Source organism: Streptomyces sp. NPDC033216 (genome assembly GCF_055577115.1).
Genome location: NZ_JBVIQK010000009.1, coordinates 132,673 through 148,362 on the forward strand (window position 1 = coordinate 132,673; position 15,690 = coordinate 148,362).

Here is a 15,690-nt window from a genome sequence, read left to right on the forward strand (position 1 = left end):
GACGAGTGGTCAGGATGCCTCCGGCGCCTCGCACGGGGTGGACGGTGGGCAGAACCACGCGCGGGCCGTGTCGAGCAGTTCGCGTTCGTCCTCCGCTCCGTCGTCCTGTGCGCCGTAGACGATGAGGGCGTAGTTCTTTCCGTCGACGGCCGCGAAGCGGTAGTCGATGACGTGGTAGCCGGAACCGGTGGTGGGTTCACCGCTCAGTTCGTCCGCCGTGTACTCGTGCTCGGCCGCCTCGTTCCCGGCCGGGTCCGGCACGTACTCCAGGCGAACCTGTTGGTACCCGTCGAGCTTGCTCGCCGTGGTCCGGGCTTCCACCACCGAGGCGTGCGGCGAATCCTCCATCAGCTGGAAGATCTGGACCCGGCGGATGCCGTCGGGGCCGCGGTACTCGACGATGTCGATGCCGTACTGCGACGGGTTGCTGTCGCGGGACCATCCTTCGGGCAGGGCGATACGGAAGCCCTCGGAGTCGTCGAGGGCCTCGAAGCCCGTCGGCGGCGACGCCGAGGCCGTCACGCTCGGGTCGGCCGACGTCTCCTCCCCCGAGGGACCGTCGTCGGTCGCGCCCGGATCGACGGGCGCCTCCTGGGCCGGGGGACGGTAGGGCTTCGGCTCGTCCTTCCAGGCCAGGGCCCAGGTGCCGAAGGCCACCCCGCACACGGCGAGGACGACCGCCGTGCGCTGGAGAGCGTTCCGCTGACGGGGCAGGTCGAGATACTGCTCGACGTGGAAGAGGCGTTCACGTCGGGATCCGGCCCACTCCTGGCGTTCGGTGTCGAACACTCTCATCTCTGCCGTCCTCCGTGCCTCAGTGGCGTGTCCGTCATCGGGCGTGGCGCGCTCATCAGCCGAGCAGTTGGGCGACACCCTGGACGACAGCGGTGGCCGAGGCGACCGCGCCGACAGCCGCGCCCTGGGAGCCCAGCCAACTCCTCACCCCGCCGAGCAGTTGGGTGAGCCGGCCGCTCCCGGCGCAGCCGGTGTCCACGATCTCGGCCTCCACCTCGGCGAGTTCGCCGTCGAGCCTCGCGTCCTCGGCACTGCGCTCCCCCACCGGCGGCAATGCGTCGCGCAAGTCGCAGATGGCCGCGAGGAGTTCGGCGTGGCGGGGGTCCGGCCCCGCACCGGTGGTGTTGTACGACGTGGCCTTGCCGTGGCTGCCGGTGGCGACCGATCCTCCGGTCATCGAGCCGATGCTCACGCTGCCACCGCTGCTCGGCGGCTGCTCCGGAGCGTTGTTTCCGCTGGTCGACATGGGGGCGTCCCCTCTCTCGTGGCGTGCTGTTCGCGTCTCGTGGCGTGCGTCTGGTGGCGTGTGGTGCGCGCTCAGGTCGTGCGGTTCGCGCGGGGCGCCGACGGGGGCGGCTCGGTGGCGTGGTGGGCGGCGCTGCCGTGGGTGCCCGTGGCCACCGCGCCGCCGGACATGTCCTTGATGAAGACGCTGCCGCCGCTGAGCTGGTAGACGTGCTGTTCGAACTCCTCGGTGCGGTATCCGTGGGCCTTGAGGGCTTCGCGGACACCGTTGACGATGCGTTCCTGGATCGTCTTCACATAGCGGGTGCTGTCCATCCGCTGGAAGGCCGACAGCTTGTGGGTGCTCACCAGTTCGCGGAGGGAGACTCTCGGTGCGTCCGGGGTCGCCTCGCTGTCCTTCCAGCAGGTCACCAGGGCCTTGCGCAGGGTGGCGAGCCCTCCGATGCCGGCGTCGACTCCGATCACCGGCGCCCGGCGCAGGGCGCGCATCGCCGCCCGGACCCAGGTCTCGGGAAGCTTGTCCACGAAGGTGTCGACGGCGCGGAAGTCCTTGCGGACGGGGGTGAGGACGAAGGGCAGCACTTCGAGCATGAGCATGCGGCCCTGGGTGTGGACACGGACGAGGACGGTGACGACGACCTGCTCGTGCCAGGCGCCGACGCGGACACGGAGGAACACGCGTCGGCCCTCGCCGCTCTCGTCGACGGCTTCGCGCAGGTGGGCGGCGACCTGGGCCGGGTCGTACACGGACAGGCCGCGCCGTCGGCCGGCGCCATGGGTGAGGGTGGTCGGGTCGGGGGCCCCGCCGACCTCCAGTTCCTCGTCGCGCGCCACCCCTCCCGGCAGGTAGACGAACCGATCGACCTCGAGGTCCCGCAGCCGGTCCCGGCCGCTCAGGGCGGCGGACTCGCGCAGCCGTGACAGCTGCGGTTCGATCATGGCGAGCGCGGAATCCGCGGTGAGGGGACCGCTGACCTGGTGGGGCGGAGTGCCGTCATCGGTGCTGTTGACCTGGTGGGGCAGAACGCTGCCGTCGGTGCGGTCGGGACCGGCATCCGCGGTGTCGGATTCGCCGGCCCGTGGGGCGCGCTTGCGCAACTCCATGGCGAACGACCACGCAGCGCCCTGCTCCCCCAGGCCGACGAAGGGGCTGTCGTCGCCGTACAGCGTGAGCGCGGCCTCCTGCTCACGCCGGACGTCGTCGCGCACCCTCTCGTAGAGGTGGCCCGCGGGCAGCTCGGGCTGGGTGGCGGTGGGAAACGTCCAGCGGGCCAGTCGGCGGCACAGGGCCTTGCGCTGCCAGGTCTGGTACCACCAGACGATGAGCGCCATCGCGAGGGGAAACAGCAGGGGGTACGGCGTCTGGACGTCGCCGCCGAGCACGCCGAAGACGTACCAGCACCAGTAGAAGAGGGCGAAGGCCCCGGCTCCCAGGGACAACAGTGAACCCGCCCCGTCGGCGGCCTTGGCGACCGGGTCCGGTAACCCCGCGGAACGGGCGGCGCTGCCACCGGCGCGGACCGTGTGGGCGAACCACAGCGCCAGGCAGACCATCGCGTACAACACGGACCAGGGCAGTGGCATCCCGGCCGTGAGCCGGTCGTCTCCCTCGAAGAGCACGAGGACGACGTCGCCGAGGTGGACGTCGGCGCCGTCGCCCCAGCGGTCGGAGAGGCTGTCCCAGAACATGATCACGTCGGACAGGAAGAAGCCCACCCAGGCACCGAGCATCAGCAGTGCGGCCCGCGCCTCCTGCCGGGTCACCCGCAGGGCGTGGGACAGCACGGGCAGGACGTCGACCCCGTTGGGTGGGGCGACCGGCCGCTCGCGGTGGTCGAGCAGTTCCTCGACGACGCGTCGCCGGAAGCCCGCGTCCTGATAGACACCCGCGCACAGCAGGCGCGTGGCCTCCGTACGGCTGTAACGGTGTTCCGGAAGGCTCACGCCAGACACGTCGCTCCCCCTGATGATCCGTCAACTCCCCTGCCATGTCGCGTTGTCGGGCAGCCGGGGCACGCCGGCACACCGTCCATCCCCACGGACGACACCTGACGGGGTGACGAGCATGACGGGCGGCCACTCCCGTGCCGAGGGATACGACGGTCAAGGTACTGCCGCCGCCTCTCCGCTGGGGCGCTCTTGCCACAGTTGCCCCGGTGACCACTCCGTTCGGGTGAATGTGACGGGATCTCCTCGCCGGACACCTGCCGCGCCGGTCAGCGGGCGCGGGAGGTGTGGCGGGAGGCCGCCGCGACTACGGCGCGGTGCTCTCCCTGGTGATCAGGTCGACGACCGCGCGCATGCCGCCTTCCGCGAGTGCCGCCCGCTGCCGGTCAGCGCCGGTCCCGTTCCGCAGGAGTCGGTGGACGAGCGCTGTGACCTGCCGGGTGTCGCCGGACGCGTCGAGAGCGGGGGCGACATGCTTCAGCAGTCCGCACAGCACGTCACCGGCGCGGCGTCGATCGCCGCTCGGGTCGATCAGGGTGTCACCGAGCCCGTGACGGGCGGCGTGCCACATGGCGGCTTGCAGCAGTTCCGGCGCCCAGTCCGGGGAGGGGGCCCGGGCGGCGGTTGCCTCATCGAGGGCCGTCTCCACCAGGGACCGGACGATACCGGCGAGCATGACGGCGTCGTCCGCGCGCAGCTGGACGTCCGGGCAGCGCACCTCGACGGTGGGATACCGCTCGGACAGACGGGCCTGCCAGTACAGCTGCCCGGTGTCCGAGATCAGACCGCTCTCCAGCAAGCGCTGCACCCTCCGGTCGTAGTCCGCCGCGTCACGGAAGAACGGAGGGATGCCGGCGACCGGCCAACGGTTGAAGATCACCGTGCGCCAGCTGGCGAATCCGGTGTCGTGGCCGTCCCAGAGCGGAGAGTTCGCCGACATCGCGGTCAGTGCCGGCAGCCACCCCCGTATCCGGTTCAACACCTGGACACCCGCGTCCCGGCTGGGCACCGCGACGTGCACGTGCATGCCGTTGACCAACTGCTCCGCCACCAGCTGGGGCGCCTGCACCACCATGGCCCGGTACCGCGCCTCGTCGGTGACGCCCACGGGCCGGCCGGCCCGCAGCGGCGGCGTCGCGGCGGCCGCGATCCGGCAACCGTGCTCCTCGGCGGCCGAGCCGACGGCGTGCCGCAGGCGCAGCAGATGCCCACCGACCTCCTCCAGCGTGCCGCACACCGGAGTCGCCACCTCGACCTGCACCTGGAGCAGTTCGGCCTGCACCTCCTTGCCGCCCACGATGTCCGCCAGGTCCGCCGCCAGACGCACTTTCTCCGCCTGCGGCACCGGAAGGCCCACGATGGGGTCGACCAGCAGGTACTCCTCTTCCACACCGATCGTGGTCATCGACCGCCCTCTGTTCAGGTCGCTGCCGTGGACCGGCTCGCGATGCGCTCACGCCCGTCCGGCGGCGCCCCTCGCCTCGCGGGACGCATACCGTGGGGCTGCCTCCGAGTGCCGCATTCGACGCATCACAAACCCGACATATTTGCGGACGAGATGTCCAGAAACGGGATCATGTCACTCGCGTGTGGCGCTGTGCGGGCGGGGAGCCGCAGCCGACCTCGAGAGCCCGTCGGAGGCGGCTCGGCAGCCCGTCGCAGGCCGAGAGACGGTGGCCGCGAAGCGGCGGGCGGCATGCAGCGCGGTCGTGCGCCGGCCCCCGTGAGCCACCGGCGCCGATCACGCCGTCGCGGCCCGTCGCACCGGCCCCCGGTGGCCGCCCGCCACCCCAGGCGGCGCCGACGAACGACCGGCCGTGGCCGGGGGAACCGCGCACGTCGTGGCAGCGTGGATGCCGGGGCCCCGGCCCGCGGAGTCACCGGACGACCCCGGCTTCGGCGTCCCCGGCGGTACCGGCCCCCGCCCCGGCCCCGTTCCTCGCGGAGGGGACGGAGGCGACCGGGCCACGGTCGGCCCCACCCGCCGAACCCCGGCACTTCGGTCACTTCTCGACGTGACGCTGGATCCAGTCGGCCGCCGCCCGGCGGAAGATCCGTCGGCTGTCCGCGCGCAGGAAGTCATGGCCCTCGTTGCGCAGCACCAACAGTTCCGCCTCCAGACCTCGTTCGCGGGCGGCGCGCACGAACTGTTCGGATTCGCCGGGCGGCACATTGGTGTCGTGCTCACCGTGGACGGCGAGAAGCGGCGCCCGGAGCGCGTCGACGCGGGTCAGCGGAGACAGCGCGTGGAGCAGTTCGCGGTCGTGCTCCGGGTGGCCGTACTTGTGTGCGGCCGATTCCGCGATCCACGGCTCGGTACCGGCGTAGAAGGTCGCGAAGTCGGACATGCCACAGGCCGCGACGCCGGTGCGGAAGAGGTCCGGGTGCCAGACCAGGGAGGCCATCACCAGGTAGCCGCCGTAGGAGCGGCCCATGACGGCCAGCCGTCTGGGATCGGCGAGACGGGTCACGACGGCGTGGGCGGCGCAGTCGGCGACGTCCTGGATCGCCGCGAACCGCCCCGTGCCGAGGTCGGCGTCGACGAACGACCGGCCGTGACCGGAGGAGCCGCGCACGTCGGGGGCGAAGACGTCCAGGCCCCGGCCCAGCAGCTCGTGGTAGAGCGGGTTGAACACGGGCCGTTCCTGTTCCTCGGGTCCGCCGTGCAGATGGATCACGCAGGGCGCCGGTTCCCCGGTCTCCCTCCCCGGCGCCCGGTAGTACCAGCCGCTCAGCGGCAGTCCGTCGCGGGCCGTCAGCCGGAGCGGCACCGGGCGCACGGGGGATCGGCCCGGTGGGACGGCGTCCTCGTCCCGGGACGACCACGGAGTGCGCAGCCCGGCACCGTCGGCGACCCACCACACTCCGGGCCGGCGCTGTGACCCGGACAGTGCCAGTACCAGTCCGGCCCGGCTGTCCGCCTGCCCGATCCGCGTGACCACCTCGTGCGGCAACGGCACGGACCGCGGCGGCCCCACCAGGGCGTCCCCGGCACCGGCCTGCGGTGAGACGGCGGCGACCTCCAGCTCACTGGCACCGCGGACGTTCCAGGCCAGGGCCATGGTGCGGCCGTCGCGGCCGAAGGCCAGCAGTTCCAGTCCGCGGTCCGCACGCTCCGCGACGACGGTCAGCCCCCGTCCCTCTCCCTCGGGCGAGAGACGGACGGCGAACAGCGCGGCGAACTCGCGTCCCGCGTCGCTGCGCAGCCACAGCGTCCTGCCGTCCGGCGAGAAGCGGCCGATCCACGGATCACCGTCGGCGACCGGCAGCACGTACGCGGTCCGCAGGTCGGCGGTGCGGACCACGAGGGCCTCGCGTCGGCCGCGGGGGCCCCTGCGTACCAGTGCCAGCCGCCCGTCCTGGCTGATGTCGCACACCCGCAGCGTGGCGGCGGCGCGCTCGACCGCCAGCAGGGTGGGTGCCACCGCGCCTTCGGGGTCGACGAGGTAGGCCGCCAGTCCCCCGCCGGCCGTCCCGTCCGGTCCGCCCCCGCCGTGCGCATTCGGGACCACCGCGCCATGGGCCGCCGCGACGCCGCCGTACCCCTCGTCCGGGCGGGCGGATCCGGCGCGCAGGGCGTCCATGGTCCGCGCACGTCCGATCCGCGGGGCGTCCTCCCGCGGCGGCCCGTCGGCGGACGCGCCGCTTCTTCCCCCTTCCGGGGGGTGGGCGGCGGGCCCGGCGTCGGCGTGGTGCGGGCTGCCCAGCAGCACGGCCCGGCCGTCGCGGGAGGCCCAGCCGGCCGCGCGCGGGGCGGTGTACGTACCGGGATCGGCGAGGCCCGGCTCCTCCGGGACGGGACCGTCCTCCGGGTCGCCCGCACCCCGCGCGAGGACCGGATCGGCGACGGTGACGGCCAGGGCCGAGCCGTCGTGCTGCCAGCAGCCCAGGTGCGCCGAGCTGCCCGGCTCGGCGCCGGCGAGGACGCGGCGCCCGGTTCCGTCCGGGCGTACGCACAGCACCTGGGTGTGTTCGCCGCCTCCCGGGGCGGTGGTGTAGGCGATCCAGCGGCCGTCCGGCGACCAGGCCACCTCCTTGACCGGGTGCGGGTCGGAGTCGAGCAGGTGGACCTCGTCTCCGTCGACCGGTCCGGTCCACAGTTGCGGCACGCCGCCGCGGTCGCAGATGAACGCGACGGACCTGCCGATCGGGTCCACCGACGGATACCAGCAGCCGTGGGACGTCAGCCGTTGCGGGGTGTCCCGCGGCCCGGCCGTGTCGGGCAGGACCACCGGTACCGGCCCTGTGGAGGCAGGTACCGGAGCGGAGCCCGGGCCCGCGCGGCCGTCGGCCGCCGCAGCCGTCCCCGCGGGGGCGCCGTCGGCCCGGGACGACGGCGCCCCCGCGGCGAGGTCCCTGCCGGGGGCTCCGCGGACGAGAGACGTTCCGAGCGGGTGCGGCCGGGCTTCCGTCACCGGGTGCGGGCCACGCGGCCCCGGCGCCCCGGTCACCTGATTCCGTGCGTCTGAAGCCATATCTCCAGCAACGCTACCTGCCACAGTGCGTTCGCCCCACGCCTGGTCCGGTGCTCGTCGGGAGCCGAGAGAAGCCTGTCCACGTAGTCGTTCCGGAAGACGCCCCGCGACCTGGCCTCCGGAGCCGACAGCGCGTCGCGGACGCGTTCCAGCACGGGGCCCGCCATGTGCTTGACAGCCGGGACCGGGAAGTAGCCCTTGGGCCGGTCGACGACCTCCACGGGCAGGACCTGGCGGCCGGCGGCCTTGAGGATCCCCTTGCCGCCGTCGGCGAGTTTGAGTTCCGGCGGGCAGGCGGCGGCGAGTTCCACCAGTTCGTGGTCGAGGAAGGGGACGCGGGCCTCCAGCCCCCAGTCCATGGTCATGTTGTCGACGCGCTTGACCGGATCGTCGACGAGCATCACATGGGTGTCGAGACGCAGCGCCGCGTCGAGGGCCGTCTCGGCGCCCGGATGCGCCATGTGTTCCCGGACGAAGCGGCCGGAGGCGTCGTGGTCGGGCAGCACGTGGGGCTGGAGGATGCGGGTGAGGTCGGCGTGCGGCCGGTCGAAGTACGTCTCGGCGTACGTCTCGGGCTCGCGCTGCCTCGGGACGGCGGCCAGATCCGGGTACCAGTGGTAGCCGGCGAAGACCTCGTCCGCGCCCTGACCGCTCTGGACGACCTTCACCTCCTTCGCCACCTGCTCCGACAGCAGGTGGAAGGCCACCACGTCATGGCTGGTCATCGGCTCACTCATCGCCTCGATCGCCGCGTCCAGCGCCGTCGACACGCGGTCCGAGGGGACCATCAGCTGGTGGTGGTCAGTCCCGAAGTGCCGCGCGACCAGATCCGAGTAGTGGAACTCGTCGCCCTCCTCGCCGCCCTCCGACTCGAAGCCCACGCTGAACGTCGCCAGATCGCGCTGTCCTTCGTCGGCCAGCAGCGCCACGATCAGGCTGGAGTCGAGGCCGCCCGACAGGAGGACGCCCACGGGGACGTCGGCGACCATACGGCGCCGTACCGCGGTGCGCAGCGCGTCGAGCACCGCGTCCCGCCAGTCGTCGGCGCCCAGGTGCGCGTACTCGTCCCGGCGGGTGTACGACGGCTGCCAGTAGCAGATGTCGCGGTGGCTGCCGTCCGGCTCCACGACGCGCACGGTGGCCGGGGGCAGTTTGCGCACACCGGCCAGGACGGTGCGGGGCGCGGCCACCGTGGCCTGCCAGCTCATGTACTGGTGCAGCGCGACCGGGTCGAGCGAGGTGTCGATGCCGCCGCCCGCGAGGAGCGCCGGCAGCGAGGACGCGAAACGAAGCCGCCCTGGTGCCTGCGCGAGGTAGAGCGGCTTGATGCCCAGCCGGTCACGTCCCAGTACGACACGACCGGTGTCCTGTTCGACGATGACGAAGGCGAACATGCCGTACAGGCGGTCGACGCACGCGGTGCCCCACTCCTGGTACGCCTTGAGCACCACCTCGGTGTCGGAGCCGGAGAAGAACTGGTGGCCGAGGCCCCGCAGTTCGTCACGCAGCTCCTGGTAGTTGTACACACAACCGTTGAAGACCCCGGCGATCCGCCCCGCGGGGTCGGCCATGGGCTGGGCACCGCACTCCGACAGGTCGATGATCTTCAACCGCCGGTGTCCCAGCGCGACGGGGCCCTGCGACCACATGCCCCTGCCGTCCGGTCCCCGGGCGGCGAGCCGGTCGGTCATGCGCTCGACCGCCGCCAGGTCGGGTCGTCCGCCGTCGAAACGAATCTCTCCGCTGAGGCCGCACATCAGGCCGCACCCCCTCGTCGGGCGCCGTCGGCCGGACTCGGCCTGGTCGCCGGAGGAGTCCCGAGCGAGCCTGAGCACAAGCACGTGCACGAGCCGATCCGGTGCGGGGTGGTACTGCTGCTGGGCATGGTGAACTGCTCTCCTTGATCGGTGGGCGCCGCCCGTAGGCGGCGGGTCGGCGGCGTCCTCGCCACGGCCACCGCCGGGGAGGGGCGGGCGGGCATCGGACGTGTTCCGCATGGCCGCGCGGGTGTCAGCCGTCCCCGGCTTTCCCCCAGCCCGGTGCCCGGATCCCTGCGGGAGCGGCACCGGCCGTGGCGACGGGCCGGCGTACGGCCGCGGGTGCGAGGTCGGGTCCGTGCCCGCCACGGGTCTCCGCGATCAGCGTCTCGACGCCGGCGAGCAGACCGTTTCCCTCCACCACCCTGCGCAGACGGTGCGCGGCGCTTCCACGGGCCAGGGCTTCGTCCGTGAGGACGCGTACGGTGTCCCAGTCGCCGGCTGCCTCCAGCGCCGGGCGCAGCCGGCGCAGCATGTCGCGCAGGACGGTGGGGGCCGGCGCGGCGAGACGGGTGGCCGGGTCGACCAGGGCACCCTCCAGACCCGCGCGGGCAGCCCGCCAGTCAGCCGCCCGCACCCACTCGTGCCGCCCGTCGCAGTCGACACCCCGGCCGGGCTGCTCCAGCCGGGCACGCGCGTCCTCGACCAGGGCGCGGAACAGCCCGGCGATGAGCACGACCGTCTCGGCGCGCGGGCAGGCGTCGCAGATGCGCAGCTCCAGCGTCCGCTGGTGATCGGACGGCCGTACGTCGTAATAGATCATCCCCGGATCGCTGATCACCCCGGAGCGCACCAGGCCCGCGACCGTGGCGTCGTACTCGTCGGCTCCGGCGGAGCAGCCGGCCGGCCCGGAGGTGGGCCAGCGCTGCCACAGCATCGAACGCCAACTGGCGTACCCGGTGTCCGCGCCGAGCCAGAACGGCGAGCTGGCGGACAGGGCCAGCAGCGGGGGCAGCCACGGCGAGACAGCGCACATGATCCGTACGGCCGTGTCCCGGTCGGCCACGTCGACGTGGATCTGCGCGCTGCACACGAGGTGCTCGTCGGCGACCTGCCGGTACTCGTCGGCCATGTGTCGGTAACGGGGGTCGGCGGTGGCGTCGCCCGGCGTCACTCGCGCGAGCGGGGCGGTCCCGGCCGCCGCGACGGCCAGCCCGAGACCGGAGGCCGCCGCGTCCAGCCGCATGCGCGCCTTGACCACGTCGGCGTGCAGGGACTCCAGCGAGGCGTGCACCCGGCTGTTCCACTCCACGGCCGACCGCTGTAGTTCGGCCGTGAAATCGGGCCGGTGGCTGAGACGTCCGAGAACCTCGTCGGCACGGGGCACCAGCAGCCCGCTGTCGATGTCCAGCACATGGAATTCTTCTTCTACCCCGATCCGAACGGCCACGGCTCTCCCTCATCCGCACCGGACGATCGCCCGCCAGGTCGGAGACCGGTGACGACCACTGCCTGACCGCGAGTTCCCGGAACGCGAGGAAATAAGCCTCACGAGCGCACTTATGCGTCACTGGCCTCACATATGAGCGGCACAAGGCGCAGGTGTCGGTCACCGCTCCTGCCGCGCGCCACCCGCCTCCTCGGAGGCGGGTGGCGCGCGAGGGGGGACGGTCCGTCAGACGGCCCGGCGGTCAGGCAGGAGTAGCGTGTGAAGTCGAGACCACGCCGCGCCGACCGTCGCCCGGCATCCGGCAGTGGTCATTCTGGAGGTTGTTCCTTTGGACGTCGGACTCCGTCGACCGCCGCAGCACGACAGCTGCCGACCCGAGGGGCCCGGGGCCTCGCGGAGAGACCCACGATGAACGGCGACGACACGTACCGCAGCGGCGATGTCACCCGCTGGCTGCTGGAAACCGACTCCCTCGAAGACTTCCTCCAGACGCTGGCCGACGCCGCCCTGGAGCTGTCCGGCGCCGACGGGGCCGGAGTGACGCTGGAGCGCGACGGCCGGCCCCTCACCGTGGCCAGCGCGGGGGCCGCGGCGGCGAAACTCGACGAGAAGCAGTACGGGCAGGACGACGGCCCCTGTCTCCAGGCCCTCCGCACCGACGAGGAAGTCTCCGTCCCTGACATGCTCGACGAGCGCCGCTGGGGCGACTACCCCGCTTATGCGGTGTCCTGCGGGATCCGCTCCTCCTACTCCCTGCCGATCGCCGCCCACACCCACACGGCCGGCGCGCTCAACCTGTACGCCGGTCCTCCCGAGGCGTTCACCCACACCGACCTCGGCGCCCTGCGGTCCCTGGCCGCCCAGGCCACCGGTGGCATCGCCCTCGCCCAACGCATCAGCGACACCCAGGAGTTCGCCGAACAGCTCAAGACCGCCATGCGGTCCCGCAGCGTCATCGACCAAGCCCTCGGCGTGGTCATGTCCCAGCGCCGCTGCACCGCGGACGAGGCGTTCGGCATCCTGCGTTCAGCCTCCCAGCACCGCAACGTCAAACTCCGCGACTTCTGCGCCGAACTGATCACCAACCTCACCGGCCGACCTCCGATCACCTCCGAACTGCGGCCTCGGGACTGACAGGTCACCTTGGCCTCGGGACTGACAGGTCACCTCTCGGCCCACCACCCAACCGCCGGACCGCCGACCGCCCTCGGCGTTCGGCGTCGGCGTCGGCGTCGGCGTCGGCGTCGGCGTCGGCGTTCGGGAGTGTCAGGGTCGTACCGGTCCGATCGCTCTGTGACGCCCGGGGCCGGGCCGGTCCCCCTCGGCCGAGGACGGACCGACCGTGTCGCCGGCCGGCCATCGTCCGCACACGGGGGCCGAGAGGGACGAACCCCTCGCCGCTCCGGACGCGTGTGGGCGTCCGGGAACCGACCTCCGCCGCGGCGGGCCACGGCACGCGGCGGCCCTGCGCGCCTGAGTAGCCGTACCTAGGCCGTCATGTCGCTCGGCTCAGTCGCGGCCGGTCGGCGTGCCCCACGATGACAGGGCCTGACCCCGCGTCGAAAGAGGTGCTCATGGGCCGTGACCTACAGCTGCGCGCTGCCACCGAGGCGGATCTCGACTGGATCCACGAACTCCGCCACCGGGTGTACGCACGGGAGTTGGGTCAGCACGCGCCCAATCCCGCCGGGCGGCTCCGCGACGGGTTGGACGGCGAGAACGTGTACCTGGTCGTGGCGTCCGGTGCGGTCCGCGTGGGTTTTGTCAGCGTGACTCCCCCCTGGTCGGGGCGGTACGCGCTGGACAAGTACCTGACCCGCGACGAGCTGCCGTTGCTGACCGAGGACGATGTGTTCGAGGTGCGCATCCTCACCGTCGAGCCGCGTTGGCGGGCCACCGCGGCGGCGCCGCTGCTGATGTACGCGGCGCTGCGCTGGATCGCCGCCCGGGGTGGTCGCCGGGTTGTGGCGATGGGGCGCACCGAGCTGCTCGACATGTATCTCGCCGCCGGCCTGCGCCCGGTGGGCCGCACCGTGCGCAGCGGTGCGCTCACGTTCGAGGTACTGACCGGCGACGTGGGCGAACTGACGATGGTCTCGATGGACCGTCACCGCGCCCTGGTGGAGCGACTGAGGTGCGCGGTGGACTGGCGGCTGGACGTGCCGTTCGCGCCCGGCCCCGACGGCTGCGAGCACGGCGGTGCCTCGTTCACCGCCATCGGCACGGACTTCCGCGGTCTGCATCGCCGCCACGAGGTCGTCGCGGCCGATGTGCTGGACGCCTGGTTCCCGCCGGCGCCCGGAGTGCGGGCGGCGCTCGCGGAGGATCCGGCCTGGATGGCCCGGACGTCGCCGCCGACCGGCGCCGAGGGCCTGTTGACGGAGATCGCCGCGGCGCGGCGGCTTCCCGTCGAGGCGCTCGCGGTCGGCGCCGGGTCGTCCGACTTGATCTTCCGGACGTTCGGACGGTGGCTGACCCCGCAGAGCAGGGTGCTTCTGATGGACCCGGGATACGGCGAGTACGCCCACGTCACCGAGAGGGTGATCGGATGCCGGGTGGACCGGTTCCGGTTGCGCCGGGAGGAGGGCTGGCGGATCGATGCCGCTCGGCTGTCAGCCGTCGTGGAGACCGGCCGCTACGACCTCGTGGTGATCGTCAACCCGAACAACCCGACGGGACGCCACGCGCCGGCCGCGGACCTACGTTCCCTGATCGCCGCCGCACCGGCTCGGACCCGCTGGTGGATCGACGAGGCGTACCTGGGGTACGTCGATCCGGCCGAGTCGCTCGCCGGCCTCGCAGCGACGGACCCGAGGGTGGTGGTCTGCACCTCACTGTCGAAGATGTACGCCCTGTCCGGTATGCGGGCCGCGTACCTGGTGGGCGAGCCGGACACCGCGGCCCGGCTGCGCCGGTGGACGCCGCCGTGGCCGGTAAGCCTCCCCGCGCAGCTGGCCGCGGTGGCAGCCCTGCGCGACCCGGCGCACTACAGCGACTGCTGGTCTCGCACCCACGTCCTGCGACGCCGACTCGCCGCAGACCTGGCGACGCTGGACGAGACACTCGTCGTCGAGGAGTCGGTGGCGAACTTCCTCTCCGTGACCCTGCCGCCCGGCGGGCCGAGCGCCCCCCGAGTGGTCGACGAGTGCCGCCGTCACGACGTGTACCTGCGCGACCTGTCGCCGCTGTCGCCGGAGTACCAGGGGCGCACCGTGCGCATCGCGGTCAAGGACGCTGCCGGGAACGCGCGGATCGTGACCGCGCTGCGGGCCGTGCTGGATCCGCTGCTGCCGCCGCGTTCGGCCTCGCCCGTCTCGATGCCTGAGGGTGTCCCGGCGGCAGGTTCCGCCCGATGATCACCGTGGCCTCGCTGGTGCCCCACCTCGGTGGGGCGATGGCGCTCAGCGGCATCGCCGTGGCGGCCTCCCGGCGCCGCGAGCTGCGGATCCGGTGGTGCGCCTGGGCGGTGGGAGTGCCGTTGGTCACCGGTGCGTTCTGGCTGGGCCGCCCGGGAGCCGCGGCCGTCGCCCTCGCCGTCGGGGTGATCGCCGTGCTGGAGTACGGCGGGCTGATGCGGCTGGGCCGGGCGGACCGCGGAGTGCTGGCGACCGCGGTGGCAGCTGTCGTACTGGCCGCGTGGCTGGCGCCCGGAGAGGTGCTCCGGGTGGCCGCGATCGGGGCGCTCGTGGTGGCCGCGGTGCCGCTCCTGGCCGGGGACGCCGACCACGGTCTGCGTCGGCTCGCCGCCGGACTGCTCGGCCTGACGTGGCTGAGCGTCCTTGCCGCGCTGGTGCCGCTCGGGGCGAGCGGGCTCGCGCTGTTCGTCGCGGTCTCCGTCGCCGACATCGTGGCGTACTTCGCCGGCAGACGGCTCGGCGGGCCTCGGCTGTCGCCCCTGTCACCGGCCAAGCGCTGGAGCGGAACCCTGGCCGGGGCCGCGGCCGGCCTCGGCGTGCTCGCCGTGCTGTCCGCGTTCAGCTGGCCCATGGCGCTGGCGGTCGCGGTCGGCGGACCGGCCGGAGACCTCCTCGAGTCCATGATCAAGAGAGGTGCGCGGGCGAAGGACGCCGGTCGCTGGCTGCCCGGCTCCGGCGGCCTTCTCGACCGGATCGACTCGCTGCTCGTCGCGCTCGCCGTCCTGCTCGTCCTGCGTTGACCTCCGAGCGACCTGCCGCGGCACCGGCCAGCGGGCGCCGTGCGCCAGGTCCTGTACGGCCTCCGGGGACACCGGCCCCTCGCCGAGCAGCAGGTCGAGCAGGCGTTTACGACGGTGGTCCAGTTCGTCGGTGTCGCGCAGCCGGGCTTCCGCGTAACCGGCGGCAGCCGCCTCGGCGACCTCGTGCACGGTCCGGAACGCCAGTTCCCCCAGCGCGGCCACGACCGTGGAGCGCAGACCGAGTTCCTCGGCCCTCCGTCCCATCAGCCGCCATGCGTGCAGCCCGCCGACCCGCAGCGCGGACTGCAACGCGTCCAGGCTGCGGCCCTCGAGGGCTTCGCCGCGGCCGAGTTCGTAGTACGTCGCGGCTATCGCGTCGCCGGGGCCACGCGGGTCGGCGATGTGGTCGACGAACAAGGTGAGTGCCTGTACGACTCCGGCCCTGAGGTGCGCGCGGTAGGTCGCGCCGGCCGGGCGCGCGTACTCCGGGACCCGGCCACGAACCTCCCGCTCGACCTCGTCGGCGACGGCGTGGAGCCCGTCACGGAGCAGATCGGCCAGGTGGGGCGGTATGGGGACGGGGCCTTCGGCCACGCTGTGGGGAGTGGGGGCGGTCACGGCGGACACTCCTTTCACCCGGAAGCG

10 protein-coding genes and 1 pseudogene are annotated in these 15,690 nt (G+C 73.0%); 3 read left to right on the top strand and 8 right to left on the bottom strand.

The window, feature by feature from the left end; all coding sequences use genetic code 11:
* Nucleotides 1–9: 9 nt before the first annotated feature.
* From ACZ5Y0_RS18855 to ACZ5Y0_RS18885, 7 genes are all read right to left on the bottom strand, one after another.
* On the bottom strand, nucleotides 10–795 hold the full coding sequence (locus ACZ5Y0_RS18855; RefSeq protein WP_469129794.1) for a hypothetical protein: 786 nt from the start codon (nucleotides 793–795) through the stop codon (nucleotides 10–12).
* Nucleotides 796–850: 55 nt separating this feature from the next.
* Nucleotides 851–1,261 carry a hypothetical protein gene (locus tag ACZ5Y0_RS18860; RefSeq protein ID WP_469129795.1) on the bottom strand — a complete coding sequence of 137 codons (411 nt, stop codon included), beginning with the start codon at nucleotides 1,259–1,261 and terminating at the stop codon, nucleotides 851–853.
* Between the two features lie 71 nt (nucleotides 1,262–1,332).
* The gene (locus tag ACZ5Y0_RS18865; protein WP_469129796.1) at nucleotides 1,333–3,204 is read right to left on the bottom strand and encodes a hypothetical protein; all 1,872 of its coding nucleotides are present in this window, start codon (nucleotides 3,202–3,204) and stop codon (nucleotides 1,333–1,335) included.
* Between the two features lie 310 nt (nucleotides 3,205–3,514).
* Entirely contained in the window at nucleotides 3,515–4,612 is a 1,098-nt protein-coding gene (locus ACZ5Y0_RS18870; RefSeq protein ID WP_469129797.1) for a carboxylate-amine ligase, read from the bottom strand.
* A 598-nt stretch (nucleotides 4,613–5,210) separates the two neighbouring features.
* Entirely contained in the window at nucleotides 5,211–7,682 is a 2,472-nt protein-coding gene (locus tag ACZ5Y0_RS18875) for a S9 family peptidase (RefSeq protein ID WP_469129798.1), read from the bottom strand.
* A complete protein-coding gene (locus tag ACZ5Y0_RS18880) occupies nucleotides 7,655–9,439 on the bottom strand; it encodes an N-acetylglutaminylglutamine amidotransferase (protein WP_469129799.1) in 1,785 nt (594 codons plus the stop codon). Before ACZ5Y0_RS18880 ends, ACZ5Y0_RS18875 begins: the two co-directional genes overlap by 28 nt.
* A 253-nt stretch (nucleotides 9,440–9,692) precedes the next feature.
* Nucleotides 9,693–10,889: a carboxylate-amine ligase gene (locus ACZ5Y0_RS18885; protein ID WP_469129800.1), complete on the bottom strand. Its 1,197-nt coding sequence runs from the start codon at nucleotides 10,887–10,889 to the stop codon at nucleotides 9,693–9,695.
* 408 nt (nucleotides 10,890–11,297) lie between these two features.
* Here ACZ5Y0_RS18885 and ACZ5Y0_RS18890 point away from each other — a divergent pair, with 408 nt between their 5' ends.
* From ACZ5Y0_RS18890 to ACZ5Y0_RS18900, 3 genes are all read left to right on the top strand, one after another.
* Nucleotides 11,298–12,023, top strand: a complete 726-nt coding sequence (locus ACZ5Y0_RS18890) for a GAF and ANTAR domain-containing protein (RefSeq protein ID WP_469129801.1) — start codon at nucleotides 11,298–11,300, stop codon at nucleotides 12,021–12,023.
* Nucleotides 12,024–12,463: 440 nt separating this feature from the next.
* The gene (locus ACZ5Y0_RS18895) at nucleotides 12,464–14,245 is read left to right on the top strand and encodes an aminotransferase class I/II-fold pyridoxal phosphate-dependent enzyme (RefSeq protein ID WP_469129802.1); all 1,782 of its coding nucleotides are present in this window, start codon (nucleotides 12,464–12,466) and stop codon (nucleotides 14,243–14,245) included.
* Complete coding sequence (locus ACZ5Y0_RS18900) at nucleotides 14,242–15,045, top strand: phosphatidate cytidylyltransferase (protein ID WP_469129803.1); 804 nt, start codon at nucleotides 14,242–14,244, stop codon at nucleotides 15,043–15,045. The genes ACZ5Y0_RS18895 and ACZ5Y0_RS18900 overlap by 4 nt, the downstream gene beginning before the upstream one ends.
* Before the next feature lie 6 nt (nucleotides 15,046–15,051).
* On the opposite strand, the pseudogene ACZ5Y0_RS18905 reads toward ACZ5Y0_RS18900, so the two are convergent.
* Nucleotides 15,052–15,663: pseudogene (locus ACZ5Y0_RS18905) on the bottom strand (PucR-like N-terminal domain-containing protein); the annotation flags it as partial.
* Nucleotides 15,664–15,690: the final 27 nt, after the last annotated feature.

Excerpts from the sequence above, each read along its gene's own strand:
- ACZ5Y0_RS18855 (WP_469129794.1), bottom strand. The coding sequence starts at position 795 with ATGAGAGTGTTCGACACCGAACGCCAGGAGTGGGCCGGATCCCGACGT.
- ACZ5Y0_RS18860 (WP_469129795.1), bottom strand. The coding sequence starts at position 1,261 with ATGTCGACCAGCGGAAACAACGCTCCGGAGCAGCCGCCGAGCAGCGGT.
- ACZ5Y0_RS18870 (WP_469129797.1), bottom strand. The coding sequence starts at position 4,612 with ATGACCACGATCGGTGTGGAAGAGGAGTACCTGCTGGTCGACCCCATC.
- ACZ5Y0_RS18875 (WP_469129798.1), bottom strand. The coding sequence starts at position 7,682 with ATGGCTTCAGACGCACGGAATCAGGTGACCGGGGCGCCGGGGCCGCGT.
- ACZ5Y0_RS18880 (WP_469129799.1), bottom strand. The coding sequence starts at position 9,439 with ATGTGCGGCCTCAGCGGAGAGATTCGTTTCGACGGCGGACGACCCGAC.
- ACZ5Y0_RS18890 (WP_469129801.1), top strand. The coding sequence starts at position 11,298 with ATGAACGGCGACGACACGTACCGCAGCGGCGATGTCACCCGCTGGCTG.
- ACZ5Y0_RS18895 (WP_469129802.1), top strand. The coding sequence starts at position 12,464 with ATGGGCCGTGACCTACAGCTGCGCGCTGCCACCGAGGCGGATCTCGAC.
- ACZ5Y0_RS18900 (WP_469129803.1), top strand. The coding sequence starts at position 14,242 with ATGATCACCGTGGCCTCGCTGGTGCCCCACCTCGGTGGGGCGATGGCG.